This is a genomic window from Escherichia sp. KTE96 (assembly GCF_000408525.1).
In the GTDB taxonomy this organism is placed as follows: Bacteria; Pseudomonadota; Gammaproteobacteria; order Enterobacterales; family Enterobacteriaceae; genus Escherichia; species Escherichia marmotae.
The window spans coordinates 595,530-621,540 of the sequence record NZ_KE137147.1; the positions used below are offsets into that span (position 1 = coordinate 595,530).

A 26,011-nucleotide genomic window follows, 5' to 3' on the forward strand; every position below is an offset into this window, starting at 1 on the left:
CCTCTTATTACAACTGTGTTAAAAACAGCGTCAGGATACTCTATATCCAGCATCTTTCAAACTTTCGTCTGAAATCTCCCGGTTAGGGTTTACGCCCGGTCGCTACAATATACACTTCCCGCGAACGTGCACGAGAAGAGTCCGGCTTACGAACTTTAACCTTCGTAAACAGGGAGCGAATTTCCCTTAGATACTCATCGAAACCTTCGCCCTGGAACACCTTCACTACAAAACTGCCACCCGGCGCTAACACATCACGACACATTTCTAGCGCCAGTTCCACCAGATACATGGCACGGGGGATATCCACCGCCGGTGTTCCGCTCATGTTTGGTGCCATATCTGACATGACAACCTGGACTTTGCTGTCGCCTACACGCTCCAGCAGAGCCTTCATGACCAGTTCATCACGAAAATCGCCCTGAAGAAAGTCCACACCAACGATAGGATCCATAGGTAAAAGATCGCAAGCGATGATACGGCCTTTGCCGCCAATTTGGGTGACTACATATTGTGACCAACCACCCGGCGCGGCGCCAAGGTCGACTACCGTCATTCCCGGTTTAAAGAGTTTGTCACTTTGCTGTATTTCATCAAGTTTAAACCAGGCACGGGAACGTAACCCCTTTTTCTGTGCCTGTTGAACATATTTATCGCTAAAGTGTTCCTGAAGCCAGCGGCTGGAACTGGCAGAACGCTTCTTACCTGTCATTTAACTTTCCCATTGGGATAACTCATCGTAACCAATTGCGTAAATTTTTACGCGCCTATTTGGTGATATATGGGAGATGGCGGTAGAATGACCCGTTTTCAATCCCAACGTAAGCAAAAAAATACGATGAATCTGAGTACTAAACAAAAACAGCACCTGAAAGGTCTGGCACATCCGCTCAAGCCAGTTGTTCTGCTTGGCAGTAATGGTTTGACCGAAGGGGTGCTGGCCGAGATTGAACAAGCGCTAGAGCACCATGAACTCATCAAGGTGAAAATCGCAACAGAAGATCGCGAAACTAAAACCTTGATCGTGGAAGCTATCGTGCGCGAAACCGGCGCCTGTAATGTACAGGTCATCGGTAAAACGCTGGTGCTTTATCGCCCAACTAAAGAACGTAAAATCTCGCTGCCACGCTAAGATTATCCTAAAGTTACACACATTTTCTGTGTAAAACGAGGGATTTTCCGCAGGCAGGAGAGCAAAATGCCACGCTCTGTTCGTTGATAAAAGGCCGCATAGCGGCCTTTTTCCTTTCTTTACAATACATCAACATTTTGAGTATTGGGTAATTCTTACAGGTATTCCACCTTAATTACTTCAAATTCTACTTCGCCGCCCGGCGTTTTGATGACCACAACATCATCTTCTTCTTTGCCGATCAAGCCACGAGCGATAGGCGAGTTTACAGAAATCAGGTTTTGTTTAAAGTCAGCTTCATCATCACCTACGATGCGATAAGTCTGCTCTTCATCAGAATCCAGATTCAACACCGTTACGGTAGCACCAAAAATAACGCGACCATTGTTCGGCATTTTGGTGACATCGATTACCTGAGCGTTCGACAGCTTGGCTTCGATATCTTTAATACGGCCTTCGCAGAATCCCTGCTGCTCACGAGCTGCGTGGTATTCGGCGTTCTCTTTCAGATCGCCATGTTCACGCGCTTCAGCAATAGCAGCAATGATTTCAGGACGGCGCACAGATTTCAGAAAATCCAGCTCTTCGCGTAATTTTTCAGCGCCGCGTAAGGTCATCGGAATAGCTTGCATTTGTTATACCTCTTGAATATTCCTGATGGGGCGAGTCTCCACCCACCCCGGCTGTTCGGTCAGCCCGGCATAACTCCTCACCAGGGCCAGAAGCAAAAAAATACCGACCCGGAAACAGGCCCCAGGTCAGCTACAATTCACATTTTGATGGTCATTTTACCCTGAAGTTCCCGAAGGGTCATCGTTTACTTTATAGGGTGTTGCGCCGTAGTATGACGGCTCGATTCCAGGTTGTTAGCGCGAGATTATGCGATTTTCCAGATTTATCATCGGATTGACCAGCGGTATAGCGTTCAGTGTTCAGGCCGCGAATGTTGATGAGTACATTACTCAACTCCCCGCAGGTGCCAACCTTGCCCTGATGGTGCAAAAAGTCGGCGCGTCTGCCCCCACTATTGATTACCACAGTCAGCAGATGGCGCTGCCCGCCAGTACGCAAAAAGTCATCACTGCGCTGGCGGCATTGATTCAACTCGGCCCCGACTTTCGTTTTACCACCACGTTGGAAACCAAAGGTAATGTGGAAAACGGTGTGCTTAAAGGCGACTTAGTGGCGCGATTTGGTGCCGATCCGACGCTAAAACGTCAGGATATTCGCAATATGGTAACAACCCTGAAAAAATCTGGCATCACGCAAATCAATGGCAACGTGCTTATAGATACCTCCATTTTTGCCAGTCACGATAAGGCTCCCGGCTGGCCTTGGAACGACATGACACAATGCTTTAGCGCTCCGCCAGCCGCCGCTATCGTTGACCGCAATTGCTTCTCTGTCTCGCTCTACAGCGCACAAAAGCCCGGTGATATGGCTTTTATTCGCGTGGCATCTTATTACCCCGTTACGATGTTCAGTCAGGTACGCACCCTCCCCCGTGGTTCTGCCGAAGCGCAATATTGCGAGCTGGATGTCGTGCCTGGTGACCTTAACCGCTTTACGCTAACTGGATGCCTGCCACAACGTTCTGAGCCTCTTCCATTGGCCTTTGCCGTACAGGATGGTGCCAGCTATGCTGGGGCGATTCTGAAAGATGAGCTTAAACAGGCAGGCATCACCTATACCGGCACACTGCTGCGCCAGACACAGGTTAATGAGCCGGGAACGGTGGTCGCCAGCAAACAGTCGGCCCCTTTGCATGATCTGCTTAAGATTATGCTGAAAAAATCGGACAACATGATCGCAGATACCGTCTTTCGAATGATTGGTCATGCGCGCTTTAATGTGCCTGGTACATGGCGAGCCGGCTCCGATGCCGTGCGCCAGATCCTGCGTCAGCAAGCCAGTGTCGATATTGGCAACACCATTATTGCCGATGGTTCAGGGCTTTCACGACATAACCTGATTGCGCCAGCCACCATGATGCAAGTGCTACAATACATTGCCCAGCATGATAATGAGCTTAACTTTATCTCCATGCTGCCGCTGGCAGGCTATGACGGCTCGTTACAGTACCGTGCCGGTCTGCATCAGGCGGGGGTAGATGGCAAAGTTTCGGCAAAAACAGGATCGTTACAAGGCGTGTATAACCTGGCGGGATTCATTACCACGGCAAGTGGGCAACGGATGGCATTTGTACAATATCTTTCTGGCTATGCGGTAGAACCGGCGGATCAACGTAATCGCCGCATTCCGTTGGTGCGCTTTGAAAGCCGCTTGTACAAAGATATTTATCAGAACAATTAGTTAAAAAGAAACCCCGGCGCAGTGCCGGGGTTTTGCTGATTAACGCTTGTAAATGAACTCAACGCCCTCTTCGTCGTCTTCGTCCCAGTCGTCATCCCAGTCTTCATCATCCTCTTCAGCAATCTCTTCAAGCTGCTGACGGTGATAATCATCCCACATGAATTCGACTTTCTCTGGCTGTTTCGCTTCTTCGGCCTGCACCACTGGGTTTTCGATGATAAAGGTCATCACATCCCAGCAGAGGTCTTTCACGCCCAGCCCGCTCGCTGCAGAGATCAGATAATATTTATCTTCCCAACCCAGCGCCTCAGCGATGGCTTTCGCTTTCTCTTCGGCTTCCGCTTTATCCAGCAGGTCAATCTTGTTGAAGACTAACCAGCGTGGTTTCGCCGCCAGATCCTGGCTGTATTTTTCCAGCTCGCTAATAATAATGCGCGCGTTCTCAACCGGATCAGTGCCGTCAATCGGATCGATATCGATAAGGTGCAGCAATACGCGGCAACGTTCCAGATGCTTCAGGAAGCGGATCCCCAGACCTGCACCTTCAGCAGCACCTTCAATCAGCCCCGGAATATCAGCAACAACGAAGCTCTTCTCATTGTCCATACGAACCACGCCAAGGCTTGGCACCAGAGTGGTAAACGGATAGTCCGCCACTTTCGGTTTAGCCGCAGATACTGCGCGGATAAAGGTCGATTTACCAGCGTTTGGCATCCCCAGCATCCCGACATCAGCCAGCAGCATCAGCTCCAGCAGCAGCTCACGCTTATCACCTGGCGTACCGTTGGTTTTCTGCCGGGGAGTACGGTTAACCGATGATTTGAAGCGGGTGTTGCCCAGGCCGTGCCAGCCGCCCTTAGCAACCAGCAGACGCTGACCGTGTTTGGTCATATCGCCCATGGTTTCACCAGTGCCCTGATCGATAACACGCGTACCTACTGGCACTTTAATCGTCACGTCTTTACCACGCTTACCGGTACAGTCGCGGCTTGCACCGTTCTGGCCACGCTCTGCACGGAAAGATTTTTCAAAACGGTAATCGATAAGCGTGTTCAGGTTCTCGTCGGCTTCCATCCATACGTCGCCGCCGTCACCACCATCGCCGCCATCCGGGCCGCCTTTCGGAATATATTTTTCGCGGCGGAAGCTCACACAACCATTGCCGCCATCACCTGCAACGACCAGAATCGATGCTTCATCAACAAACTTCATTTTATTCTCCGTAAATCATTCGCCTGCGCGGGGTTGCGATACCACCGTTGTATGCTTACGTAATCCGCCCCAAATACGATGACCAATGGCGGAATACATCGCGCCCGCAACCACGACAAACGCACCGAGATAACCTAAAAGGTTTAACATCGGTCTGGCGAAGAAATCGGGCCAGGCCAGTGATAAAAGATCTGAAAAAAACAGCGTAAACAGTGGAGTAAGCGTGATGATCGCGCTCACCTGCGCTGCCTGCCAGCGTGCCATCGCTTCCGCCAGGGCGCCATATCCTACCAACGTATTCAGCCCGCAAAAAATTAAACATGCGAGTTGCCAGTTGCTAAGCTGCGCTATTACCCCTGGTTTCGCCAGTGGGAAGAGCGCCATTGTACATAAAGTGTACAGCAAAAACAGGATCTGCGGTGATGCCAACCGACGCAATAAAACCTTTTGCGCCACGCCATAACTCACCCAGACCGTTGCAGCACCGACACCAAAGATAACACCCCAGGTGTAATCGGTGAGCTTTGTAAAAATCTCAACCAGACTGGTGTTAAAGAACATCACCAGCCCACTCAGAAGCATCAATGCTCCCACTACCTGAGTGCTACGCATTTTCTCTTTCAGGATAAATACGCTGGCAACCATCATGCCAACCGGCGAGAGTTGCCCTATCACCTGCGAGGCGGTAGGACTCAAGTATTGCAAGGATGAGCTGAACAGGATGAAATTCCCAAACAGTCCGGCAGTCGCCACCGCCAGTAATATCAACCAACGTGGCTTACGAAACACGCGTAATGGCGGCAGCTTTTTCTTCACTGCAAGAATGGCACCAAGGCCAATACTCGCCATCAAGAAACGGTAAAACACGATTGTCGGAGGTTCCATCACCTCCAGCACCTGCTTCATTGCGATTGGCAACGCCCCCCAGCAAATTGCTGTGGTGAGCGCCAAAAGAATGCCAATGCCTGCCTGCTGCTTCATACCGTATTCCCTGCAAAACGCATTTGCGGATTAACGCCGCACGATGCGCATTTTTACCGGTTGTCGAATGTAAAAAGCCCCGCAACACGTTGCGGGGCTTTCATCCGTTACCGGGACGCGAAAAACTTATTCAGCTTCGATGCTGATAAACTTACGGTTTTTCGGGCCTTTAACTTCGAATTTCACTTTACCGTCTGCTTTAGCAAACAAAGTGTGGTCACGACCGCAACCTACGTTGGTGCCCGCGTGGAATTTAGTACCACGTTGACGAACGATGATGCTACCCGCCAGAACGGATTCGCCACCGAAACGCTTAACGCCCAGGCGTTTAGCTTCTGAATCGCGACCGTTACGTGTGGAGCCGCCAGCCTTTTTATGTGCCATTTGAAATCTCTCCTCAGGTCTTAGGCGCTGATGCCAGTAATTTTCACATCAGTGAACCACTGACGATGGCCCTGCTGCTTACGATAGTGTTTACGACGGCGAAACTTAACGATTTTAACTTTCTCGCCACGACCGTGAGCAACAACTTCAGCTTTGATTACGCCGCCATCAACGAAAGGAACGCCGATTTTGACTTCTTCACCGTTTGCGATCATCAGAACTTCTGCGAACTCAACAGTTTCGCCAGTTGCGATGTCCAGCTTTTCCAGGCGAACGGTCTGACCTTCGCTTACTCGGTGTTGTTTACCACCACTTTGGAAAACCGCGTACATATAAAACTCCGCTTCCGCGCACACCTTTTCAATGATTCAGAGCGCGCTATAAATATTCACAATAGGGCGCGAATATTACGCAAAACGCACGCCTTTGACAAGTGCTACAGTCAATACACGAAGAAAAAAAACACAACTTGTACGGTAACGTTTATCTGTGCCATTTTTTCAGTACAATCACCCTATATTCCTAACCATAAACCCTAAGTTGCCTTTGTTCACAGTAAGGTAATCGGGGCGAAAAGCCCGGCTTTTGCGATGAATTTAGAAAAAATCAATGAGTTAACCGCGCAAGATATGGCGGGTGTTAATGCGGCAATTCTCGAGCAGCTTAATTCCGAAGTCCAACTGATCAATCAGTTAGGCTATTACATCGTCAGCGGCGGGGGTAAACGCATTCGCCCGATGATTGCTGTACTGGCTGCACGAGCTGTTGGCTATGAGGGGAATGCGCATGTCACTATCGCCGCCCTGATCGAGTTTATCCACACGGCGACCCTGCTACACGACGACGTTGTGGATGAATCAGATATGCGCAGGGGTAAAGCTACCGCCAACGCCGCGTTTGGCAATGCTGCCAGCGTGTTGGTTGGTGATTTTATTTATACCCGCGCTTTCCAGATGATGACCAGCCTCGGCTCGCTCAAAGTGCTGGAAGTGATGTCCGAAGCGGTAAACGTCATCGCAGAAGGTGAAGTGCTGCAACTGATGAACGTTAACGACCCGGACATCACCGAAGAAAACTACATGCGCGTTATTTACAGCAAAACCGCGCGCCTGTTTGAGGCTGCTGCTCAGTGTTCCGGAATTCTGGCAGGTTGTACGCCAGAAGAAGAAAAAGGTCTGCAGGATTATGGTCGCTACCTCGGCACCGCTTTCCAGCTAATCGACGATTTGCTCGATTACAATGCCGACGGTGAACAGTTGGGTAAAAATGTCGGGGACGATCTGAACGAAGGTAAACCAACGTTACCGCTGCTGCATGCAATGCATCATGGCACACCGGAACAAGCGCAGATGATTCGTACCGCCATTGAGCAAGGCAACGGGCGTCATCTTCTGGAACCTGTTCTGGAAGCAATGAACGCTTGTGGTTCTCTCGAATGGACGCGTCAGCGTGCCGAGGAAGAAGCAGATAAAGCTATTGAAGCATTACAGGTACTCCCGGACACTCCGTGGCGAGAGGCATTAATCGGCCTCGCGCACATCGCTGTTCAACGCGATCGCTAATCCCTTCCCTGTATCCCGCGCATTGCGCGGGATAATTCCAGTAAGCTCCATAAAAATACTTATTCAGCGCAATACTCTCTGAATAATCAGGTCATTTTCTTTATATATTCTGAATCTTCACGCTATTTACATGAACTTTTTAGAGCAATTCGCCATCAGGAGTATAGTGATGCTCGACAGAACGCATGTTCTGAATGAAAGCGACTAACTTAAGGAGTGAGGAAAGATGGAGAATAATTTCATTGACTGGCATCCTGCCGACATCATTGCTGGTTTGCGGAAAAAAGGAACATCAATGGCTGCGGAGTCTCGCAGAAATGGTTTAAGTTCTTCGACGCTGGCAAATGCATTATCACGTCCCTGGCCGAAGGGAGAGATGATTATTGCGAAAGCATTAGGAACGGAACCTTGGGTAATCTGGCCATCACGCTATCACGATCCGCAGACACATGCGTTTATCGACAGAACACAGTTAATGCGCAGCTACACCAAACCGAAAAAATGAGTTGTCTGGCGGTAGCCCCGCGAACGGGGCTGCCAGCTTTCAGACGATTACTCGCCTTTCACACGCTCGATGTTCGCACCTAAGGCACGCAGTTTGTCTTCAATGCGTTCGTAGCCGCGATCGATGTGATAAATACGATCAACAACCGTAGTTCCTTCCGCAATACAACCAGCCAGCACCAGACTTGCTGAAGCACGCAGATCGGTCGCCATAACCTGTGCGCCGGAAAGTTTTTCGACACCGTGACAAATAACGGTATTGCTTTCAATCTCGGCATGCGCGCCCATACGGCTCAGTTCTGGCACGTGCATAAAGCGGTTTTCAAACACAGTTTCAGTGATGAATCCAGTCCCTTCTGCCACCAGGTTCAGCAACGTGAACTGGGCCTGCATATCGGTCGGAAACGCCGGATGCGGCGCGGTACGCACATTAACAGCCTTCGGACGTTTGCCATGCATATCCAGGCTAATCCAGTCCTCGCCCACTTCAATGTCCGCCCCGGCGTCACGCAACTTCGCCAGCACAGCATCGAGGGTATCTGGCTGGGCGTTACGGCAGATAATTTTACCGCGAGAGATCGCCGCAGCGACCAGGAACGTGCCGGTCTCAATACGATCCGGTAGCACGCGGTAGACGCCACCGCCTAAACGTTCCACACCTTCGATGACTATTCGATCAGTACCCTGACCGCTAATTTTCGCGCCCAGCGTAATGAGGAAGTTGGCGGTATCGACGATTTCCGGTTCACGCGCCGCGTTTTCGATAACGGTAGTGCCTTCTGCCAGAGTTGCGGCACACATGATGGTGACTGTTGCTCCAACGCTGACTTTATCCATCACGATATGCGCGCCTTTCAGACGGCCATCGACGGAAGCCTTAACGTAACCTTCTTCCAGTTTGATGGTCGCGCCTAATTGCTCAAGGCCGGAAATATGTAAATCAACCGGGCGCGCACCAATTGTACAACCGCCAGGCAGCGAAACCTGTCCCTGACCGAAACGCGCTACCAGCGGCCCCAGCGCCCAAATAGAAGCGCGCATGGTTTTCACCAGCTCGTAAGGCGCGCAGAACACATTTACATCGCGGGCATCAATATGCACAGAGCCATTACGTTCCACTTTAGCACCAAGCTGACTCAGCAATTTCATTGACGTATCGACGTCTTTCAGTTTCGGAACGTTCTGGATCTCTACTGGCTCTTCCGCCAGTAGCGCGGCAAAAAGGATAGGCAGAGCAGCATTTTTAGCGCCGGAAATTGTGACTTCGCCCTGGAGCTTTGTTGGCCCCTGAACACGAAATTTATCCATTTAGTTTGTTCTCAGTTAACAATTCATATCTGCTACCGGCAAATCGCCCATAGCTCAAAAGCCGTTCAGTTTGCGATCGCGCGCCCACTCCGCAGGGGTATAAGCTTTGATCGACACAGCATGAATGCGGTTATCCGCAATATATTCCATCAGCGGACCATAAACCGTCTGCTGTTTTTTAACCCGGCTCATGCCGTCAAACATCTCACCCACGGCAATAACCTGAAAGTGGCTGCCATCGCCGGAAACGTGGACTTCCTGGAGGGAGAGAGCGTTCATCAGCACGCTCTGAATTTCATTATTTTCCATGGGATCTTCATTCATCAGTTAATAAGCCAGCGAAACATCTTAGAGCAAAGTGGCGCAGTCATAAATAAGCAAAAAGCCTTGCTGATGTATCAAACAAGGCTCAACTTGCAGGCAGATTTGCTGGACAGACGGTTAACGCCTTATCCAGCCTGAAAAAATTTAACGAGGCAGGACATCAGACGGCAAATTATACAACTTTGCCAGGGTATAGACTTTATCGTTTACCCCCTGAAGCGTCACGCTGTGACCCTGCTTTTTCGCCAGATTGATAAGGTGGAGCAGCAACGCCAACCCACCTGTATCAACGCGGGACACGCGACTGAGATCGATGCAGGTAATTCCCTTCATCGCTTCTTCACGCACTTCCCAAAGCGGTAGCAGTACGTCTTGATCCAACTCTCCAGCTAATGCCAGAGTGTCACCCGTCTGCACCCAGCTCAGTGACTCACTCATTATTTTTTCTCTTCCAGAGTGATTTTCTGTTGAGAAATCGATTTCAGTTGCGCAGTCAGGCCGTCGATACCTTTGGTACGCAGCAGCGTTCCCCACTCGTTTTGTTTGGTGGTGATCATGCTGACGCCTTCGGCAATCATGTCGTAAGCCTGCCAGTTGCCAGTTTGGGAATTTTTGCGCCACTGGAAATCCAGACGTACCGGCGGGCGGCCATTCGGGTCAATAATGGTGACGCGAATAGGCACAATGGTTTTGTCGCCCAGCGGCTGTTCTGGCGCAATCTGGTAAGTCTGACCGTGATACATCGCCAGTGCCTGACCGTAAGCCTGCTTCAGGTACTCACGGAAAGCGGCAAAGTACGCGTCACGTTGAGCCGGGGTAGCACTCTTGTAATACTGACCCAGCACCAGTGCACCAGCGTATTTCACCTGCACATACGGCAGTAGCTCCTGATCAACAATAGTACGCAGATAATCCGGGTTAGCCCGAATTTGCGGTTGCTCATTCTTCAGGCGATCGAACGTTTTCTGCGCCGCCTCGTCCATCAGCTTATACGGATTGGTCTGGTCTGCTGCGGTTGCCGCACTCAACGGTGCAATCACCAGCAAAGCGACCATCATTAAACGTTTAAACATGCGTCGGTTCTCCTGAAATTATTTCGTTGTACCCACAGGTTCAGTGGTTTCATTATTACCTGGCGCAGTAGCTGGCGCATCGCCACTATTCTTATTGTCATCGCCTTTACTACCGTAAAGGAACTGACCAATGAGATCTTCCAGCACCATCGCAGACTTGGTGTCCTGAATTGTATCGCCATCCTTCAGGATAGCAGTACCCAGTTCGGGATCTTCAAAACCGACGTTTAACGCCAGATATTGCTCCCCAAGCAGACCGGAAGTACGAATGCTCAGCGAACTGGTGTCAGGAATGTGGTTATAACGTTGTTCAATTTCCAGCGTCACGCGTGGCAAATAGGTTTTTGGATCCAGCGTAATATCTGCCACCCGACCGACTACAACGCCACCAATACTAACCGGAGAGCGCGCTTTCAGACCGCCGATGTTATCGAACGTCGCATAGAGCGTGTAGGTTGGTTCAGTACGTATTGACGTCACGTTTGCCGCCTTCAGGCAAACAAACAGCGCCGCCAGCAGTGCTGCTAATAAAAAGATTCCCACCCAAATTTCATTTTTTTTCGTTTGCATGAACTCAATTCCCAAACATCAATGCGGTCAGCACAAAATCCAGCCCCAGAACAGCCAGAGACGAGTGGACAACGGTGCGAGTGGTTGCCCGGCTAATCCCGGCAGAAGTCGGGATAGCGTCGTAACCGTTAAACAACGAAATCCACGTCACCGTAATGGCGAACACCACGCTCTTAATCAGACAGTTGACCAAATCCATACGCCAGTCGACGGCGTTTTGCATTGCCGACCAGAAGAATCCGCTATCAATACCTTTCCAGCTAACGCCGACCAATGATCCGCCCCAGATCCCCACGGCGACGAAAATAATCGTCAGCAGCGGCAATGAAATAACCCCAGCCCAGAAACGTGGAGAAATAACCCGACGCAGCGGATCGACCGCCATCATCTCCATACTGGAGAGTTGTTCTGTGGCGCGCATCAAACCAATTTCAGCAGTTAACGCCGAACCGGCGCGTCCGGCAAACAGCAACGCGGCAACCACCGGCCCCAGTTCACGCAGCAGCGATAACGCCACCAGCATCCCCAGACTGGTTTCCGCACTATAGGTGGTCAGAACCAGATAACCTTGTAGACCCAGCACCATTCCGATGAATACGCCAGAAACCACAATAATCAGCATCGACAGGACGCCGACATTATAGAGCTGACGCACCAGCAGCGGCGCGTGTTTACGAAATTCCGGTTTGCCGACCAGCGCATTGAATAACATTAACCCGGCCCGCCCGAACGTTCTCAGGGTTTTAATCCCTTTATGTCCAAGCGACGCCAGCGCATTTAACAGCATGAGTGGCTTAACTCCCTGGTAAAAGATCAGCGTGATAATCGCCGGCAGGATAGCGGAACGGAACAGGCCCGTCAGCTATCCCGTCCAGAAACTGACGGACACGCGGATCGGGATTCTCCTGCAACGCCTGAGCGCTACCGTGAGCAACAATCTTTTTGTCCGCCAGAATCCAGGCGTGATCCGCAATACTTAAGACTTCCGGCACATCGTGAGAAACTACCACACAGGTGACGCCCAGCGCGCTGTTCAGCTCAGAAATCAGCTTCACCAGTACGCCCATAGTGATGGGATCTTGCCCAACAAACGGTTCATCAAACATGATGAGATCTGGCTCCAGGGCAATTGCGCGCGCCAGTGCGGCGCGACGAGCCATCCCGCCGGAAAGTTCAGAAGGCATAAGTTTAGCCGCTCCACGCAGCCCCACCGCTTCCAGCTTCATCATTACCGTACTATGCAACAATGGTGCGGGGAGCTGGGTGTGTTCGCGCAGTGGATAGGCAACGTTGTCAAATACGTTCATATCGGTGAACAACGCCCCGGACTGAAACAACATGCTCATGCGTTTACGCACCGTGTACAGGCGCGAACGAGACATCGCCGGAATATTCTCACCATCAAAAAGGATCTCACCGTGATCAGGTGCGATTTGCCCACCAATCAGTCGGAGTAGCGTCGTTTTACCGATGCCCGATGGCCCCATGATTGCCGTGATCTTCCCTCGCGGCACGGTCAGGGAAATATTATCGAAGATGCAGCGATTGCCACGCGTAAAACTGACATCGCGCATATCGACTAAATTCGCCACAGACTGCTCCATAATTCACCCTTCGTCTTGCGTTGATTTTTTAAGCATGACGCTCAATTTAACCTTGAACCCAACATATTTACAGAATATTACCCGCCGTGGTTAGCGAAAGCTGGCATTTGTTTTACTTTTTAGCCGCATAAAGTCAAAATTAAGAATCCATTACGGCTTTCTGAAAATCTTCAGCGGACCGGCGAGTATACCTGAAGAAAGGACGTTAGATGCTTTTAGCTACGGCACTGTTAATTGTTGGTTTACTTTTGGTCGTATACAGTGCCGACCGACTGGTATTTGCCGCTTCCATTCTTTGTCGCACTTTTGGCATTCCACCGCTGATCATTGGTATGACCGTAGTCAGTATTGGTACGTCACTTCCAGAGATTATTGTTTCACTTGCCGCGTCGCTGCACGAACAACGAGATTTAGCTGTCGGTACGGCGCTTGGCTCAAACATTATCAATATCTTGCTGATCCTCGGTCTGACCGCGCTGGTACGCCCTTTTACCGTCCATTCTGATGTTCTGCGCCGTGAATTACCCTTAATGTTATTGGTCAGCGTTGTAGCCGGTTCCGTACTCTATGACGGACAACTTAGCCGCAGCGATGGTATCTTTCTCCTCTTTCTGGCTGTGCTATGGCTGCTGTTCATTGTTAAACTTGCACATCAGGCTGAACGTCAGGGAACTGACAGCCTGACCAGGGAGCAACTTGCAGAACTGCCGCGTGAAGGTGGTTTACCCGTTGCTTTTTTATGGCTCGGCATTGCACTGATCATCATGCCAGTAGCAACGCGGATGGTGATTGATAACGCTACCGTGCTGGCAAATTACTTTGCCATCAGCGAGTTGACTATTGGTCTGACGGCAATCGCTATCGGCACGAGTCTGCCAGAACTGGCAACCGCGATAGCCGGTGTACGCAAAGGTGAGAACGACATCGCCGTCGGTAATATCATCGGCGCGAATATTTTTAATATCGTCATCGTGCTGGGTCTACCGGCGCTGATTACCCCAGGGGAGATTAACCCACTGGCGTATAGCCGTGACTACAGCGTGATGTTGTTGGTAAGCATTATTTTTGCGTTGCTGTGCTGGCGGCGCTCCCCTCAACCTGGCCGTGGCGTAGGGGTATTATTAACAGGCGGATTTATCGTATGGCTGGCGATGTTGTACTGGTTATCGCCAATACTCGTTGAATAACTGGAAACGCATTATGTCGCACGTAGAGTTGCAACCGGGTTTTGACTTTCAGCAAGCAGGTAAAGAAGTCCTGGCGATTGAACGTGAATGCCTGGCGGAGCTTGATCAATACATCAATCAGAATTTCACACTCGCTTGTGAAAAGATGTTTTGGTGTAAAGGTAAAGTCGTAGTTATGGGGATGGGCAAATCGGGACACATCGGGCGCAAAATGGCAGCCACCTTTGCCAGCACCGGTACTCCGTCATTTTTCGTCCATCCTGGCGAAGCCGCGCATGGCGATTTAGGCATGGTTACGCCACAAGACGTGGTGATTGCTATCTCTAATTCGGGTGAATCCAGTGAAATCGCAGCATTGATTCCGGTGCTTAAGCGTCTTCACGTGCCGTTAATCTGCATTACCGGTCGTCCGGAGAGTAGCATGGCGCGTGCCGCTGACGTGCATCTGTGTGTTAAAGTAGCGAAAGAAGCCTGTCCGTTGGGGCTGGCACCGACCAGCAGCACCACCGCCACGCTGGTGATGGGCGATGCTCTCGCCGTCGCCCTGTTAAAAGCGCGCGGCTTTACCGCCGAAGATTTTGCGCTCTCACATCCCGGCGGCGCACTGGGTCGTAAACTTCTGCTGCGCGTAAGCGATATTATGCATACGGGTGATGAGATCCCGCATGTCAAAAAAACCGCCAGCCTGCGCGATGCATTACTGGAAATTACCCGCAAAAATCTTGGTATGACTGTCATTTGCGATGACAATATGATGATTGAAGGCATCTTTACCGACGGTGATTTACGCCGTGTCTTCGATATGGGTGTGGATGTCCGTCAATTAAGCATTGCCGATGTGATGACGCCGGGGGGAATCCGCGTGCGCCCTGGCATTCTGGCCGTTGAGGCACTGAACTTAATGCAGTCCCGCCATATCACCTCCGTAATGGTTGCCGATGGCGACCATTTACTCGGTGTGTTACATATGCATGATTTACTGCGTGCAGGCGTAGTGTAAAGATTCAAGGATAAACAACAATGAGCAAAGCAGGTACGTCGCTTGAGACCTGTTACGGCCCTGTCAGCGCCGACGTTATGGCAAAAGCGGAGAACATTCGTCTGCTAATTCTCGACGTCGATGGCGTGCTGTCAGATGGCCTGATTTATATGGGCAACAACGGCGAAGAACTTAAAGCGTTCAATGTTCGGGACGGTTATGGCATTCGTTGTGCGCTCACCTCTGATATTGAAGTCGCCATCATTACCGGGCGAAAGGCTAAACTGGTAGAAGATCGTTGTGCCACATTGGGAATTACCCATTTGTATCAGGGGCAGTCGAACAAACTTATCGCCTTTAGCGATCTGCTGGAAAAACTGGCGATCGCCCCGGAAAACGTGGCTTACGTTGGGGATGATCTCATCGACTGGCCAGTAATGGAAAAAGTAGGCTTAAGCGTGGCTGTGGCCGATGCACATCCGCTGTTGATTCCGCGCGCTGATTACGTGACGCGCATTGCTGGTGGTCGTGGCGCAGTTCGTGAAGTTTGCGACTTATTACTCCTGGCGCAGGGCAAACTGGATGAAGCCAAAGGGCAATCGATATGAGTAAAGCCAGACGTTGGGTTATCATTGTGTTATCACTGGCGGTTCTGGTGATGATCGGCATTAACATGACCGAGAAAGACGATACCGCCCAGGTGGTCGTCAACAACAATGATCCCACCTATAAAAGCGAGCATACGGACACGCTCGTCTATAACCCTGAAGGGGCGCTAAGCTATCGATTGATTGCTCAACACGTTGAATATTATTCCGATCAGGCCGTTTCGTGGTTTACGCAACCGGTACTTACCACGTTTGATAAGGATAAAATCCCGACATGGTCGGTAAAAGCGGATAAAGCCAAGCTGACCAATGATCGGATGCTCTATTTATATGGACACGTTGAAGTCAACGCACTCGTGCCGGACTCTCAACTTCGCAGAATCACGACGGATAACGCGCAGATCAATCTGGTGACGCAGGATGTTACCTCTGAAGACCTCGTCACGTTATACGGAACAACATTTAACTCCAGCGGTCTGAAAATGCGCGGCAACTTACGCAGCAAGAACGCCGAGCTGATTGAAAAGGTTAGAACATCCTATGAAATTCAAAACAAACAAACTCAGCCTTAATCTTGTGCTTGCCAGCTCACTTCTGGCCGCCAGTATTCCGGCATTTGCCGTTACCGGAGACACTGACCAGCCGATTCACATTGAGTCGGATCAGCAATCTCTTGATATGCAAGGCAACGTGGTCACCTTTACCGGTAATGTCATCGTTACCCAGGGCACCATCAAAATTAATGCCGATAAAGTGGTCGTTACTCGTCCGGGCGGCGAACAAGGTAAAGAAGTGATTGACGGCTACGGTAAACCGGCAACGTTCTATCAGATGCAGGACAACGGTAAACCAGTCGAAGGTCACGCTTCCCAGATGCATTACGAACTGGCGAAAGATTTTGTCATCCTGACCGGTAATGCTTATCTGCAGCAGGTCGATAGCAATATAACGGGCGATAAAATTACTTATCTGGTGAAAGAGCAGAAAATGCAGGCTTTCAGCGATAAAGGCAAGCGCGTAACCACCGTTCTGGTGCCGTCGCAGTTGCAGGACAAAAACAACAAAGGCCAGACCCCGGCGCAGAAGAAGGGTAATTAATTCGTTATGGCAACATTAACAGCAAAGAACCTTGCAAAAGCCTACAAGGGTCGCCGCGTGGTGGAAGACGTCAGCCTGACCGTTAACTCCGGGGAAATTGTCGGGCTGCTGGGGCCAAACGGTGCCGGTAAAACCACCACTTTCTATATGGTCGTCGGTATTGTGCCGCGCGATGCGGGCAACATCATTATTGATGATGACGATATCAGCCTGCTGCCGCTGCATGCGCGCGCGCGTCGCGGTATCGGCTATCTGCCGCAGGAAGCTTCAATTTTCCGCCGTCTTAGCGTTTACGATAACCTGATGGCAGTACTGCAAATTCGTGACGATTTATCCGCTGAACAACGTGAAGATCGTGCGAACGAATTGATGGAAGAGTTTCACATTGAGCATCTGCGCGACAGCATGGGTCAATCGCTCTCCGGTGGTGAACGCCGTCGTGTAGAAATTGCCCGCGCGCTGGCTGCAAATCCGAAATTTATCCTGCTCGATGAACCGTTTGCCGGGGTTGACCCGATCTCAGTCATCGACATTAAACGCATCATTGAGCATTTACGCGACAGCGGCCTGGGTGTACTTATCACCGACCACAACGTGCGTGAAACGCTGGCTGTTTGTGAACGTGCTTATATCGTCAGTCAGGGACATTTAATCGCCCACGGCACGCCGACAGAAATCTTACAAGACGAACATGTTAAGCGTGTATACCTTGGGGAAGACTTCAGACTCTGATAGGGTAGAAGCTCGCGACGTTTTAGCAGGAGAGTACGATTCTGAACATGAAGCAAGGTTTGCAACTCAGGCTTAGCCAGCAACTGGCGATGACGCCTCAGCTACAACAGGCAATTCGTCTGTTGCAGTTGTCCACGCTGGAACTTCAACAGGAGCTGCAGCAGGCGCTGGAAAGTAATCCACTGCTTGAGCAAATCGACACTCATGATGAAATCGACACTCACGAAACGCCAGACAGCGAAACGTTAGACACTGCTGACGCGCTCGAACAAAAAGAGATGCCGGAAGAACTGCCGCTTGATGCCAGTTGGGATACCATCTACACCGCCGGTACGCCATCCGGCACCAGCGGTGACTACATCGACGACGAGCTACCGGTCTATCAGGGCGAAACGACGCAGACCTTGCAGGATTATCTGATGTGGCAGGTTGAGCTGACGCCATTTTCTGACACTGACCGCGCCATCGCCACCTCGATTGTCGATGCCGTTGATGACACGGGATATCTCACCGTTCCACTGGAAGATATTCTCGAAAGTATGGGCGATGAAGAGATCGACATCGATGAAGTTGAAGCTGTCCTCAAACGAATCCAACGCTTTGATCCGGTTGGCGTGGCAGCGAAAGATCTGCGTGACTGTCTGCTGATCCAACTCTCCCAATTCGACAAAACTACGCCGTGGCTGGAAGAGGCCAGACTCATCATTAGCGATCACCTCGATCTGCTGGCAAATCACGACTTCCGCACACTGATGCGCGTAACACGCCTGAAAGAAGATGTGCTGAAAGAAGCCGTCAACTTGATCCAGTCGCTCGATCCACGCCCTGGTCAATCGATCCAGACCGGCGAACCGGAATATGTCATTCCAGATGTGTTGGTACGCAAGCATAACGGTCAATGGACGGTTGAACTCAACAGCGACAGCATTCCACGGCTACAAATTAACCAGCACTACGCCTCAATGTGTAATAACACACGCAATGATGGCGATAGCCAGTTTATCCGCAGCAATCTGCAGGATGCCAAATGGTTGATTAAGAGTCTGGAAAGCCGTAACGATACGCTACTGCGCGTGAGTCGCTGTATCGTTGAACAGCAGCAAGCCTTCTTTGAGCAAGGCGAAGAATATATGAAACCGATGGTACTGGCAGATATCGCTCAGGCTGTCGAAATGCATGAATCGACGATCTCTCGCGTGACCACGCAAAAGTACCTGCATAGTCCACGAGGCATTTTTGAACTGAAGTATTTTTTCTCCAGTCACGTCAATACCGAGGGCGGCGGCGAAGCCTCGTCCACGGCGATTCGCGCGCTGGTGAAAAAATTAATCGCGGCGGAAAACCCAGCGAAACCGTTGAGCGACAGCAAGTTAACTTCTTTGCTGTCGGAACAAGGTATCATGGTGGCACGCCGCACTGTTGCGAAGTACCGAGAGTCTTTATCCATTCCGCCGTCAAACCAGCGTAAACAGCTCGTTTGACCCAACCGATAAGGAAGACACTATGCAGCTCAACATTACCGGAAATAACGTCGAGATCACCGAGGCCCTGCGAGAATTTGTTACCTCAAAATTTGCCAAACTTGAGCAATATTTTGACCGAATCAACCAGGTCTATGTTGTTCTGAAAGTGGAGAAAGTCACCCATACCTCAGATGCAACACTGCATGTAAACGGTGGCGAAATTCATGCCAGCGCGGAAGGTCAGGACATGTACGCTGCCATTGATGGCTTAATCGATAAGTTGGCACGCCAACTGACTAAACATAAAGATAAATTGAAACAACACTAATTGTCCGGGCGATTAGCAAGTGCATGGTGGCCTGTTGTGTGGCACAACGGGCCATTTGTACGGTTAATGCTCCGAGCCTGTTCCACTGTTTGAGTGGACAGGCTCTTAGGTGAAATTATGATAAATAATGATACAACTCTACAGCTTAGCAGTGTTCTTAACAGGGAATGTACGCGAAGCCGCGTCCACTGCCAGAGCAAAAAACGCGCACTGGAAATCATCAGCGAACTGGCGGCGAAACAACTTAGCCTGCCGCCTCAGGTGGTTTTTGAAGCTATCCTGACGCGGGAAAAAATGGGCAGTACCGGTATTGGTAATGGTATTGCAATTCCGCATGGCAAACTGGAAGAAGATACTCTGCGTGCTGTTGGCGTTTTCGTTCAGCTCGAAACGCCTATCGCTTTTGATGCCATCGATAACCAACCGGTTGACTTGCTTTTTGCCCTGCTAGTACCGGCTGACCAAACCAAAACGCATCTGCATACTCTTTCGCTGGTGGCGAAACGTCTGGCGGACAAAACCATCTGCCGCCGTTTACGCGCAGCCCAAAGCGATGAAGAGCTGTATCAAATCATTACGGATACCGAAGGTACTCCGGATGAAGCGTAGTTATTCTGTAATGTCTCTTTTAGACGTTGTGAGGAGAAACAGTACATGGTACTGATGATCGTCAGTGGACGTTCGGGTTCAGGTAAATCTGTCGCCCTGCGTGCGCTGGAAGATATGGGTTTTTACTGCGTGGATAACCTTCCCGTGGTGTTGTTACCCGATCTGGCCCGTACCCTGGCCGATCGCGAGATTTCTGCCGCCGTCAGCATTGATGTTCGTAATATGCCGGAGTCGCCAGAAATATTCGAACAGGCGATGAGCAACCTGCCTGATGCTTTCTCACCGCAACTGCTGTTCCTGGATGCCGACCGTAACACGTTAATACGCCGTTACAGCGATACGCGCCGCCTGCACCCACTTTCCAGCAAAAATCTGTCGCTGGAGAGCGCTATCGACAAAGAAAGCGATCTGCTGGAGCCACTGCGTTCGCGGGCGGATTTGATTGTCGATACGTCAGAAATGTCCGTTCACGAGCTGGCGGAAATGCTGCGTACCCGTCTGCTGGGTAAACGCGAGCGTGAACTGACGATGGTCTTTGAGTCCTTCGGCTTCAAGCACGGCATTCCTATTGATGCGGATTATGTCTTTGACGTGCGTTTCCTGCCGAACCCGCACTGGGACCCGAAACTGCGTCCGATGACCGGCCTTGATAAACCTGTCGCTGCGTTCCTCGACCGTCACACAGAAGTACACAATTTCATCTACCAGACGCGCAGCTATCTTGAGCTATGGTTACCTATGCTGGAAACCAACAACCGTAGCTACCTGACGGTCGCCATTGGTTGTACTGGCGGGAAGCACCGTTCGGTGTATATTGCAGAACAACTGGCAGACTACTTCCGCTCACGCGGTAAAAACGTCCAGTCACGCCATCGCACGCTGGAAAAACGCAAACCATGACCGTCAAGCAAACTGTCGAAATCACTAACAAGCTGGGCATGCATGCCCGGCCTGCTATGAAACTCTTTGAATTAATGCAAGGTTTTGACGCTGAAGTGCTGTTACGTAATGACGAAGGCACCGAGGCTGAAGCCAACAGCGTTATTGCGCTCTTGATGCTGGACTCTGCCAAAGGACGACAGATTGAAGTCGAAGCGACAGGCCCACAGGAAGTCGAAGCGCTGGCTGCGGTTATTGCTCTCTTTAATTCCGGTTTCGATGAAGATTAATCTTCATCCCTCTGACATTTAAATTCCCCCTCCTCAGCCCTTCAGGGCAATAAGAAAAGCGCGTACTGAAATCGTCATCAATGAACGTCATTTGTACATTTCGTGCGCTTTTCCATACACACAAAACCTTAAGAAAACCTTAAAAAGCCTTGTTTAGGTTTCGTTTAAGTTAAGCCCCCATACTGGAGACTGTCAGAAAATATTTCCAGGAGATGGCATGATTCGCTTATCTGAACAAAGTCCCCTGGGCACCGGAAGACATCGGAAATGTTACGCGCATCCGGAAGATGCCCAACGCTGTATCAAGATTGTCTACCACCGTGGCGACGGTGGCGATAAAGAGATCCGCCGCGAGTTAAAGTACTATGCGCACCTTGGTCGTCGTTTGAAAGACTGGAGCGGTATTCCACGCTATCACGGTACAGTTGAGACTGATTGCGGAACCGGTTATGTCTACGATGTCATTGCCGATTTTGATGGCAAGCCGTCTATTACATTGACCGAATTTGCTAAACAATGCCGTTACGAAGAAGATATCGCGCAACTGCGCCAGTTACTGAAACACCTGAAGCGTTATTTGCAGGATAATCGCATCGTGACGATGTCGCTGAAGCCGCAGAATATCCTCTGCCACCGTATCAGCGAGTCAGAAATTATTCCCGTCGTCTGTGACAACATTGGTGAAAGCACGTGGATTCCGCTGGCGACCTGGTCGAAGTGGTGTTGTCAACGTAAGCAAAAGCGATTGTGGCAACGTTTTATCGCGCAACCCGCGCTAGCTGTTGCGCTGCAGAAAGAGACGCTATCTTGTGAGAACAAGAAACTCTCACTCACTTCGCACGAAGCTTAATATAGTTGGTGTTGTCGCATAAACGACTCACCGCCTAATTGATGCATTTGCCGCAAAATCCACGCCTGACGGCTACGCACGTAGCCTGATGGTGCGAAGACTTTGAAACGGAGTGGGTTGGGTAGTACTGCAACCAGTAACGCCGCTTCCGACTGGGTGAGTTTGCTGGCAGGTTTATGGAAATAACGTTGCGCTGCGGCTTCAACACCAAATACCCCTTCACCAAATTCGGCTACATTCAGGTAAACCGTCAGGATACGCTTTTTGCTCCAGACCGTTTCTATCCCCAATGTTAACCCGGCTTCCAGCCCTTTTCGTACCCAACTACGCCCATCCCATAAAAAGAGATTTTTGGCTGTCTGCTGTGAAATTGTTGATGCGCCGCGAACGCGGTTTTCATTGCGTTCATTGTGCGCCAGCGCTTTCTCAATAGAAGCCACATCAAAGCCCCAATGGTCGGGGAATTTCTGATCTTCTGCGGCAATCACCGCCAGCCCCATCCATGGCGAGATTTGATCCAGACTAACCCAATCAGAATGCGCCACGTAACGAAAGTTACCATGCAACCAGGCACTCACCTGACGCTCAGCCATTACCGCCGAGAACGGAACTGGCGCTATGCTAAACAACGCGATGCCCCCACCCCAGAACACGGCAAGGGCAACCACTAACCGCAGAAGAAAACGGCGGACGAAACCGAACGCCGTTAAGCGGCTTTTACTCATTCAGCCAGAACCAGCACGCGGGAAACCAGCTTATCAATGCCGCTCGCCGCTTCCGCAATGTTCTGCGCCAGCATATACGCTGGTGTAGTGACAATCTTATTGTCTTCATCAACAACGATATCATCGACCGGGCACGGCACATGCTCTGCGCCCATCTCTTCCAGCACTTCTGCGGTATCGATATCTGTGCCAATGGTCAAACGCAGCGGGAAATCGAAAATTTTAGGCAGCATCGCCGGGGCAATGCACATAAAGCCAAGCGGTTTACCTGCCTGATGCATCGCTTGCGCCAGCGCCTTTAATTCACGGTCAACGGTGCATTCACTGCCAAGGCTGGCAAAATTGCTTAAATTTTTCGCCGCACCAAAACCACCTGGCACAATCAACGCATCCAGTTCGGCGGCATCGGCCTGAGCCAGAGGACGGATCTCACCACGCGTTATACGTGCTGCTTCAATCAACACATTGCGCGTTTCCGCCATCGGCTCGCCAGTTAAATGGTTGATAACATCAACCTGCTGCTTATCCGGCGCAAAGCAGACCGCCTGCGCACCGTTACGTGAAATTGCTAATAACGTCAAAACCGCTTCATGGATTTCAGAACCGTCATAGACACCGCACCCGCTCAGAACTACGCCAATTTTCTTCATTGTGATCATCCTTTCGCAACTGACTGAAACACATTAATCTTTTTAATAAGAATGCTACGCATCACACATTTAACTGATTCATGTAACAAATCATTTAAGATTTGCTATCTTAACTGCGTGCGGCCTGAAAAACAGTGCTGCGCCCTTGTAACTCATCATAATAATTTACGGCGCAGCCAAGATTTCCCTGGTGTTGGCGCAGTATTCGCGCACCCCGGTCTAGCCGGGGTCATTTTTTAGCAGCTTTCGCAACCCACGCTTTCAGTACTTCTACGTCGTGACGCCACTCTTCTTTCATCTCTTCAATCCATTCACCAACATTATCTTCCCACGCAGGAAGATCGGGAGACTGGATCTGCTGACCAAGCTGCTGCAGATGGCGTAACCCCACTGACCCCGCCGCACCTTTAATTTTGTGACCTTCCTCGACGATGCCTTTTTTATCTTGCGCCGTCAGATTCGATTCCAACACGCTCACATAGCCCGGCATCATTTTCTCAAACACCGCTAACCCGTCAGTGATCAGCTTCGGCCCTACAAGTTCGAGATACTGTTCCAGCATAGGAATATCAAGCAATGCTTCCGATTTACCGCTCTCTTCTGTCGTCATCGTGCTTTCCTCATCATCCTGGGTATCCCAGAATTTCTTGATCATCGCAGTTAGCGCCGGCACAGAAAGCGGCTTACTCAGCACATCATCCATTCCGGCATTGAGGTACTCTTGTTTATCTTTCAGCACATTGGCAGTTAAAGCCACCAGCGGCGGTAAATCTTCGCGCGGATAACGCTTCGTCAGTTCACGAGAGATATCCAGCCCGGTCATATCCGGTAACTGAATATCCAGCAACACCAGGTCGTATTCGCCAGGTTTAAACATCTCCAGCGCCGCCTTACCGGTCATCGCTACGTCGACAGTATTGCCGAGCTTTTCCAGCACCGAGCGTGCAACAATAACGTTCAGTTCAATATCTTCTACCAGCAGCACATTCAGCGCCGGTAAAGGCATATCATCTTCGTCAAACGCATCATCCACTTCTTCCGCCACCGACGGTGCATGGATCGTCAAAGTAAAGGTTGAACCTTTCCCTTGTTCGCTGGTGACGGTGATATCCCCCCCCATATTTTTCGCCAGCCGACGAGAAACCGCCAGACCAATACCGGTGCCGGTGGCAGGTTTACCGCCGTGGCTGTCTTTCACCTGGTAATACATAGCAAAAATTTTATCCAGTTCATCCTGCGGAATACCGATGCCAGAATCTTCCACTTCAAAATGCAACATGCCCCCTTCGTCATAACGCACACGAACGGTCACTTGCCCCTTCTGAGTGAATTTGACGGCGTTACTGATTAAGTTCCACAGGATCTGGCGTAAACGTGTGCCGTCGGTAATGATCTGATGCGGCAACGGCAGCGTCGGTTCCAGAATAAAACGCAGCCCTTTTTGCTGTGCCTGTAATGCGGAGAGGTTTTCCAGATCGGCAAGAAAGCTGGTGAAATCAACCGGCTGGTTATCAAGTTGAACTTTACGCCGCTCCATCTTATCCATGTCGATAATATCGTTGAAGATATTCCCCAATGTGACGGCGGAAACATGGATAGTTTTGAGATATTTTTCCTGCTCAGCGGTGAGTTCCGTATCCAGCAAGATACGACTTAATCCAACGATACCGTTCAGCGGTGTACGCAACTCATGGCTGATTGTCGAGATAAAAGTAGTTTTGTCGCGGCTGGCGCGTTCGAGCGCATCCTGATAACGCTTACGCTCGGTAATGTCGCGACCAAAGCCCATCAAACCGTGGCGTTTACCTACACGGTCGTAGTACGGCACTTTACGGATTTCAAAGCAGGCTTTGCGCCCGTCCGGATAATCCAGCCACTGTTCATAGGTCAGCGACACATTATGACGGAACACTTTCTCATCGGTTTCAATGACTTTTGCTGCGGCTTCCGGCGAGTAAACATCAGCAGGCTTCAGATGCACCAGTTGTTTTTCACTTTTCCCGGTCAGCAGCTCCATCGCGCGATTACAGCCGGAAAACTCTTTATCTTCGTTACGATAAAAAACCAGGTCGGGTGAAGCATCAAGGAAGGAACGTAAGAATGAGGATTGCTGTTCGAGCTGAATCTGCGTCTCTTCGCGCTCTTTGATTTCAATTTTCAACTGACCGAAGGTTTCCTGCAATTCAGCTTCTGCTTTTTCACGAACGGCAATTTCCTGATTAAGCTGGGTAATATTATCTTTCAGTTGTACGTTGAGGCTCAGATCGCGCTCGCGCATCTCCTCCAGCTTTTGCACCAGCCGGGACAGACGTTGCCGTGATTCTTCCAGTTGCTCCACCACTACCGAAAGAAAGTAAACCGCCCACGGTGTAATCAACAAACCAAAGAAGATGGAACGGATAACATCAATACTTTCAACTTCACCATGCAGCACCATGGTCACCGCCATTTGAACCACAATGGCGAGCACCACCAGCGCCAGCGCCAGTAGCATTGAGAAGCGCACCAGACCTAACTTCATCATCAGGTCAACATAGTACTGCGCCAACAAACGAATTTGCTTCATTTAAGGAATTCCTTCACGACAACCTGCCACAATAATACCCAATTCTGACAGTTACGCTGAAAATTGTGTGAGAAATGCGG

The 26,011-nt window shown here is 50.5% G+C and carries 32 protein-coding genes; 16 read left to right on the forward strand and 16 right to left on the reverse strand.

The features are described 5' to 3' along the window. Nucleotides 1–82: 82 nt before the first annotated feature. Nucleotides 83–712 carry a 23S rRNA (uridine(2552)-2'-O)-methyltransferase RlmE gene (rlmE, locus tag A1WG_RS15440; RefSeq protein WP_000145975.1) on the reverse strand — a complete coding sequence of 210 codons (630 nt, stop codon included), beginning with the start codon at nucleotides 710–712 and terminating at the stop codon, nucleotides 83–85. Between the two features lie 126 nt (nucleotides 713–838). Between rlmE and yhbY the strand changes: the two genes are divergently transcribed. Further along, nucleotides 839–1,132 (forward strand): ribosome assembly RNA-binding protein YhbY, encoded by a 294-nt coding sequence (gene yhbY / locus A1WG_RS15435; RefSeq protein ID WP_001054420.1) that lies wholly within the window; start codon nucleotides 839–841, stop codon nucleotides 1,130–1,132. Between the two features lie 155 nt (nucleotides 1,133–1,287). On the opposite strand, the gene greA is transcribed toward yhbY, so the two are convergent. Next, nucleotides 1,288–1,764, reverse strand: coding sequence for a transcription elongation factor GreA (greA, locus tag A1WG_RS15430; protein WP_001148001.1), 477 nt, complete (start codon nucleotides 1,762–1,764; stop codon nucleotides 1,288–1,290). A 247-nt stretch (nucleotides 1,765–2,011) separates the two neighbouring features. On the opposite strand from greA, the gene dacB reads away from it, so the two are divergent. Beyond that, nucleotides 2,012–3,445: a serine-type D-Ala-D-Ala carboxypeptidase gene (dacB, locus tag A1WG_RS15425; protein WP_001517164.1), complete on the forward strand. Its 1,434-nt coding sequence runs from the start codon at nucleotides 2,012–2,014 to the stop codon at nucleotides 3,443–3,445. Nucleotides 3,446–3,484: 39 nt separating this feature from the next. On the opposite strand, the gene cgtA is transcribed toward dacB, so the two are convergent. The 4 genes from cgtA to rplU form a co-directional block, all read right to left on the reverse strand. Next, nucleotides 3,485–4,657 carry an Obg family GTPase CgtA gene (gene cgtA / locus A1WG_RS15420; protein ID WP_000673561.1) on the reverse strand — a complete coding sequence of 391 codons (1,173 nt, stop codon included), beginning with the start codon at nucleotides 4,655–4,657 and terminating at the stop codon, nucleotides 3,485–3,487. Nucleotides 4,658–4,672: 15 nt separating this feature from the next. Further along, nucleotides 4,673–5,638: a DMT family transporter gene (locus A1WG_RS15415; RefSeq protein WP_000813015.1), complete on the reverse strand. Its 966-nt coding sequence runs from the start codon at nucleotides 5,636–5,638 to the stop codon at nucleotides 4,673–4,675. A 126-nt stretch (nucleotides 5,639–5,764) separates the two neighbouring features. Beyond that, nucleotides 5,765–6,022 carry a 50S ribosomal protein L27 gene (gene rpmA, locus A1WG_RS15410; RefSeq protein ID WP_000940596.1) on the reverse strand — a complete coding sequence of 86 codons (258 nt, stop codon included), beginning with the start codon at nucleotides 6,020–6,022 and terminating at the stop codon, nucleotides 5,765–5,767. A 20-nt stretch (nucleotides 6,023–6,042) separates the two neighbouring features. Then, nucleotides 6,043–6,354 carry a 50S ribosomal protein L21 gene (rplU, locus tag A1WG_RS15405; protein WP_000271401.1) on the reverse strand — a complete coding sequence of 104 codons (312 nt, stop codon included), beginning with the start codon at nucleotides 6,352–6,354 and terminating at the stop codon, nucleotides 6,043–6,045. Nucleotides 6,355–6,612: 258 nt separating this feature from the next. On the opposite strand from rplU, the gene ispB reads away from it, so the two are divergent. Continuing rightward, a complete protein-coding gene (gene ispB / locus A1WG_RS15400) occupies nucleotides 6,613–7,584 on the forward strand; it encodes an octaprenyl diphosphate synthase (protein WP_001047349.1) in 972 nt (323 codons plus the stop codon). Between the two features lie 226 nt (nucleotides 7,585–7,810). Further along, nucleotides 7,811–8,089 carry a DNA-binding transcriptional regulator SfsB gene (sfsB, locus tag A1WG_RS15395; protein WP_000429729.1) on the forward strand — a complete coding sequence of 93 codons (279 nt, stop codon included), beginning with the start codon at nucleotides 7,811–7,813 and terminating at the stop codon, nucleotides 8,087–8,089. Nucleotides 8,090–8,136: 47 nt separating this feature from the next. On the opposite strand, the gene murA is transcribed toward sfsB, so the two are convergent. The 7 genes from murA to mlaF all read right to left on the reverse strand — a co-directional run bounded on the left by murA (nucleotide 8,137) and on the right by mlaF (nucleotide 12,967). Continuing rightward, complete coding sequence (murA, locus tag A1WG_RS15390) at nucleotides 8,137–9,396, reverse strand: UDP-N-acetylglucosamine 1-carboxyvinyltransferase (protein WP_000357277.1); 1,260 nt, start codon at nucleotides 9,394–9,396, stop codon at nucleotides 8,137–8,139. A gap of 54 nt (nucleotides 9,397–9,450) precedes the next feature. After that, nucleotides 9,451–9,705 carry a BolA family iron metabolism protein IbaG gene (gene ibaG, locus A1WG_RS15385; protein WP_010379217.1) on the reverse strand — a complete coding sequence of 85 codons (255 nt, stop codon included), beginning with the start codon at nucleotides 9,703–9,705 and terminating at the stop codon, nucleotides 9,451–9,453. A 159-nt stretch (nucleotides 9,706–9,864) separates the two neighbouring features. Beyond that, the gene (gene mlaB / locus A1WG_RS15380; RefSeq protein ID WP_000004490.1) at nucleotides 9,865–10,158 is read right to left on the reverse strand and encodes a lipid asymmetry maintenance protein MlaB; all 294 of its coding nucleotides are present in this window, start codon (nucleotides 10,156–10,158) and stop codon (nucleotides 9,865–9,867) included. Further along, nucleotides 10,158–10,793: a phospholipid-binding protein MlaC gene (mlaC, locus tag A1WG_RS15375; protein ID WP_000476484.1), complete on the reverse strand. Its 636-nt coding sequence runs from the start codon at nucleotides 10,791–10,793 to the stop codon at nucleotides 10,158–10,160. The genes mlaB and mlaC overlap by 1 nt, the downstream gene beginning before the upstream one ends. Nucleotides 10,794–10,811: 18 nt before the next feature. Continuing rightward, nucleotides 10,812–11,363 carry an outer membrane lipid asymmetry maintenance protein MlaD gene (gene mlaD / locus A1WG_RS15370; protein ID WP_001517165.1) on the reverse strand — a complete coding sequence of 184 codons (552 nt, stop codon included), beginning with the start codon at nucleotides 11,361–11,363 and terminating at the stop codon, nucleotides 10,812–10,814. A 4-nt stretch (nucleotides 11,364–11,367) separates the two neighbouring features. Next, on the reverse strand, nucleotides 11,368–12,150 hold the full coding sequence (gene mlaE, locus A1WG_RS15365; RefSeq protein ID WP_000925792.1) for a lipid asymmetry maintenance ABC transporter permease subunit MlaE: 783 nt from the start codon (nucleotides 12,148–12,150) through the stop codon (nucleotides 11,368–11,370). A gap of 7 nt (nucleotides 12,151–12,157) precedes the next feature. Further along, a complete protein-coding gene (gene mlaF / locus A1WG_RS15360; RefSeq protein WP_000438247.1) occupies nucleotides 12,158–12,967 on the reverse strand; it encodes a phospholipid ABC transporter ATP-binding protein MlaF in 810 nt (269 codons plus the stop codon). Between the two features lie 209 nt (nucleotides 12,968–13,176). Between mlaF and A1WG_RS15355 the strand changes: the two genes are divergently transcribed. The 12 genes from A1WG_RS15355 to yrbL all read left to right on the forward strand — a co-directional run bounded on the left by A1WG_RS15355 (nucleotide 13,177) and on the right by yrbL (nucleotide 21,990). Beyond that, a complete protein-coding gene (locus tag A1WG_RS15355; protein WP_000922895.1) occupies nucleotides 13,177–14,154 on the forward strand; it encodes a calcium/sodium antiporter in 978 nt (325 codons plus the stop codon). A gap of 13 nt (nucleotides 14,155–14,167) precedes the next feature. Next, nucleotides 14,168–15,154: an arabinose-5-phosphate isomerase KdsD gene (kdsD, locus tag A1WG_RS15350; protein ID WP_001517166.1), complete on the forward strand. Its 987-nt coding sequence runs from the start codon at nucleotides 14,168–14,170 to the stop codon at nucleotides 15,152–15,154. A gap of 20 nt (nucleotides 15,155–15,174) precedes the next feature. After that, nucleotides 15,175–15,741: a 3-deoxy-manno-octulosonate-8-phosphatase KdsC gene (gene kdsC, locus A1WG_RS15345; protein ID WP_000030047.1), complete on the forward strand. Its 567-nt coding sequence runs from the start codon at nucleotides 15,175–15,177 to the stop codon at nucleotides 15,739–15,741. Beyond that, a complete protein-coding gene (gene lptC, locus A1WG_RS15340; protein WP_000030542.1) occupies nucleotides 15,738–16,313 on the forward strand; it encodes an LPS export ABC transporter periplasmic protein LptC in 576 nt (191 codons plus the stop codon). Before kdsC ends, lptC begins: the two co-directional genes overlap by 4 nt. Beyond that, nucleotides 16,282–16,839, forward strand: coding sequence for a lipopolysaccharide ABC transporter substrate-binding protein LptA (gene lptA, locus A1WG_RS15335; RefSeq protein WP_000669775.1), 558 nt, complete (start codon nucleotides 16,282–16,284; stop codon nucleotides 16,837–16,839). The genes lptC and lptA overlap by 32 nt, the downstream gene beginning before the upstream one ends. 6 nt (nucleotides 16,840–16,845) lie before the next feature. Continuing rightward, nucleotides 16,846–17,571, forward strand: a complete 726-nt coding sequence (gene lptB, locus A1WG_RS15330) for an LPS export ABC transporter ATP-binding protein (protein ID WP_000224099.1) — start codon at nucleotides 16,846–16,848, stop codon at nucleotides 17,569–17,571. Nucleotides 17,572–17,618: 47 nt separating this feature from the next. Beyond that, nucleotides 17,619–19,052: an RNA polymerase factor sigma-54 gene (gene rpoN, locus A1WG_RS15325; protein WP_000809027.1), complete on the forward strand. Its 1,434-nt coding sequence runs from the start codon at nucleotides 17,619–17,621 to the stop codon at nucleotides 19,050–19,052. Nucleotides 19,053–19,074: 22 nt separating this feature from the next. After that, nucleotides 19,075–19,362, forward strand: a complete 288-nt coding sequence (gene hpf / locus A1WG_RS15320; RefSeq protein ID WP_001176602.1) for a ribosome hibernation promoting factor — start codon at nucleotides 19,075–19,077, stop codon at nucleotides 19,360–19,362. 117 nt (nucleotides 19,363–19,479) lie between these two features. Further along, the gene (gene ptsN / locus A1WG_RS15315) at nucleotides 19,480–19,971 is read left to right on the forward strand and encodes a PTS IIA-like nitrogen regulatory protein PtsN (protein WP_000609336.1); all 492 of its coding nucleotides are present in this window, start codon (nucleotides 19,480–19,482) and stop codon (nucleotides 19,969–19,971) included. A 45-nt stretch (nucleotides 19,972–20,016) separates the two neighbouring features. Then, entirely contained in the window at nucleotides 20,017–20,871 is an 855-nt protein-coding gene (gene rapZ, locus A1WG_RS15310) for an RNase adapter RapZ (protein ID WP_000243741.1), read from the forward strand. Further along, nucleotides 20,868–21,140 carry a PTS phosphocarrier protein NPr gene (npr, locus tag A1WG_RS15305; RefSeq protein WP_000216792.1) on the forward strand — a complete coding sequence of 91 codons (273 nt, stop codon included), beginning with the start codon at nucleotides 20,868–20,870 and terminating at the stop codon, nucleotides 21,138–21,140. The genes rapZ and npr overlap by 4 nt, the downstream gene beginning before the upstream one ends. Before the next feature lie 217 nt (nucleotides 21,141–21,357). Then, the gene (yrbL, locus tag A1WG_RS15300) at nucleotides 21,358–21,990 is read left to right on the forward strand and encodes a PhoP regulatory network protein YrbL (protein ID WP_001517167.1); all 633 of its coding nucleotides are present in this window, start codon (nucleotides 21,358–21,360) and stop codon (nucleotides 21,988–21,990) included. Here the strand turns inward: yrbL and mtgA are convergent. From mtgA to arcB, 3 genes are all read right to left on the reverse strand, one after another. Beyond that, nucleotides 21,987–22,715, reverse strand: coding sequence for a monofunctional biosynthetic peptidoglycan transglycosylase (mtgA, locus tag A1WG_RS15295; protein WP_001517168.1), 729 nt, complete (start codon nucleotides 22,713–22,715; stop codon nucleotides 21,987–21,989). The genes yrbL and mtgA overlap by 4 nt on opposite strands. Continuing rightward, the gene (elbB, locus tag A1WG_RS15290) at nucleotides 22,712–23,365 is read right to left on the reverse strand and encodes an isoprenoid biosynthesis glyoxalase ElbB (protein WP_001517169.1); all 654 of its coding nucleotides are present in this window, start codon (nucleotides 23,363–23,365) and stop codon (nucleotides 22,712–22,714) included. Before elbB ends, mtgA begins: the two co-directional genes overlap by 4 nt. A 229-nt stretch (nucleotides 23,366–23,594) precedes the next feature. Continuing rightward, nucleotides 23,595–25,931, reverse strand: coding sequence for an aerobic respiration two-component sensor histidine kinase ArcB (gene arcB / locus A1WG_RS15285; RefSeq protein ID WP_000809746.1), 2,337 nt, complete (start codon nucleotides 25,929–25,931; stop codon nucleotides 23,595–23,597). Between the last annotated feature and the right edge of the window lie 80 nt (nucleotides 25,932–26,011).

Coding starts and splice junctions, on each gene's coding strand:
- rpmA (WP_000940596.1), bottom strand. CDS start 6,022: ATGGCACATAAAAAGGCTGGCGGCTCCACACGTAACGGTCGCGATTCA.
- arcB (WP_000809746.1), bottom strand. CDS start 25,931: ATGAAGCAAATTCGTTTGTTGGCGCAGTACTATGTTGACCTGATGATG.
- ispB (WP_001047349.1), top strand. CDS start 6,613: ATGAATTTAGAAAAAATCAATGAGTTAACCGCGCAAGATATGGCGGGT.
- yrbL (WP_001517167.1), top strand. CDS start 21,358: ATGATTCGCTTATCTGAACAAAGTCCCCTGGGCACCGGAAGACATCGG.
- ptsN (WP_000609336.1), top strand. CDS start 19,480: ATGATAAATAATGATACAACTCTACAGCTTAGCAGTGTTCTTAACAGG.
- elbB (WP_001517169.1), bottom strand. CDS start 23,365: ATGAAGAAAATTGGCGTAGTTCTGAGCGGGTGCGGTGTCTATGACGGT.
- rplU (WP_000271401.1), bottom strand. CDS start 6,354: ATGTACGCGGTTTTCCAAAGTGGTGGTAAACAACACCGAGTAAGCGAA.
- lptA (WP_000669775.1), top strand. CDS start 16,282: ATGAAATTCAAAACAAACAAACTCAGCCTTAATCTTGTGCTTGCCAGC.
- lptC (WP_000030542.1), top strand. CDS start 15,738: ATGAGTAAAGCCAGACGTTGGGTTATCATTGTGTTATCACTGGCGGTT.
- kdsD (WP_001517166.1), top strand. CDS start 14,168: ATGTCGCACGTAGAGTTGCAACCGGGTTTTGACTTTCAGCAAGCAGGT.
- mlaD (WP_001517165.1), bottom strand. CDS start 11,363: ATGCAAACGAAAAAAAATGAAATTTGGGTGGGAATCTTTTTATTAGCA.
- rapZ (WP_000243741.1), top strand. CDS start 20,017: ATGGTACTGATGATCGTCAGTGGACGTTCGGGTTCAGGTAAATCTGTC.
- A1WG_RS15355 (WP_000922895.1), top strand. CDS start 13,177: ATGCTTTTAGCTACGGCACTGTTAATTGTTGGTTTACTTTTGGTCGTA.
- ibaG (WP_010379217.1), bottom strand. CDS start 9,705: ATGGAAAATAATGAAATTCAGAGCGTGCTGATGAACGCTCTCTCCCTC.
- mlaE (WP_000925792.1), bottom strand. CDS start 12,150: ATGCTGTTAAATGCGCTGGCGTCGCTTGGACATAAAGGGATTAAAACC.
- mlaB (WP_000004490.1), bottom strand. CDS start 10,158: ATGAGTGAGTCACTGAGCTGGGTGCAGACGGGTGACACTCTGGCATTA.
- lptB (WP_000224099.1), top strand. CDS start 16,846: ATGGCAACATTAACAGCAAAGAACCTTGCAAAAGCCTACAAGGGTCGC.
- murA (WP_000357277.1), bottom strand. CDS start 9,396: ATGGATAAATTTCGTGTTCAGGGGCCAACAAAGCTCCAGGGCGAAGTC.
- kdsC (WP_000030047.1), top strand. CDS start 15,175: ATGAGCAAAGCAGGTACGTCGCTTGAGACCTGTTACGGCCCTGTCAGC.
- rlmE (WP_000145975.1), bottom strand. CDS start 712: ATGACAGGTAAGAAGCGTTCTGCCAGTTCCAGCCGCTGGCTTCAGGAA.
- greA (WP_001148001.1), bottom strand. CDS start 1,764: ATGCAAGCTATTCCGATGACCTTACGCGGCGCTGAAAAATTACGCGAA.
- yhbY (WP_001054420.1), top strand. CDS start 839: ATGAATCTGAGTACTAAACAAAAACAGCACCTGAAAGGTCTGGCACAT.
- cgtA (WP_000673561.1), bottom strand. CDS start 4,657: ATGAAGTTTGTTGATGAAGCATCGATTCTGGTCGTTGCAGGTGATGGC.
- hpf (WP_001176602.1), top strand. CDS start 19,075: ATGCAGCTCAACATTACCGGAAATAACGTCGAGATCACCGAGGCCCTG.
- mtgA (WP_001517168.1), bottom strand. CDS start 22,715: ATGAGTAAAAGCCGCTTAACGGCGTTCGGTTTCGTCCGCCGTTTTCTT.
- npr (WP_000216792.1), top strand. CDS start 20,868: ATGACCGTCAAGCAAACTGTCGAAATCACTAACAAGCTGGGCATGCAT.
- sfsB (WP_000429729.1), top strand. CDS start 7,811: ATGGAGAATAATTTCATTGACTGGCATCCTGCCGACATCATTGCTGGT.
- mlaC (WP_000476484.1), bottom strand. CDS start 10,793: ATGTTTAAACGTTTAATGATGGTCGCTTTGCTGGTGATTGCACCGTTG.
- A1WG_RS15415 (WP_000813015.1), bottom strand. CDS start 5,638: ATGAAGCAGCAGGCAGGCATTGGCATTCTTTTGGCGCTCACCACAGCA.
- mlaF (WP_000438247.1), bottom strand. CDS start 12,967: ATGGAGCAGTCTGTGGCGAATTTAGTCGATATGCGCGATGTCAGTTTT.
- dacB (WP_001517164.1), top strand. CDS start 2,012: ATGCGATTTTCCAGATTTATCATCGGATTGACCAGCGGTATAGCGTTC.
- rpoN (WP_000809027.1), top strand. CDS start 17,619: ATGAAGCAAGGTTTGCAACTCAGGCTTAGCCAGCAACTGGCGATGACG.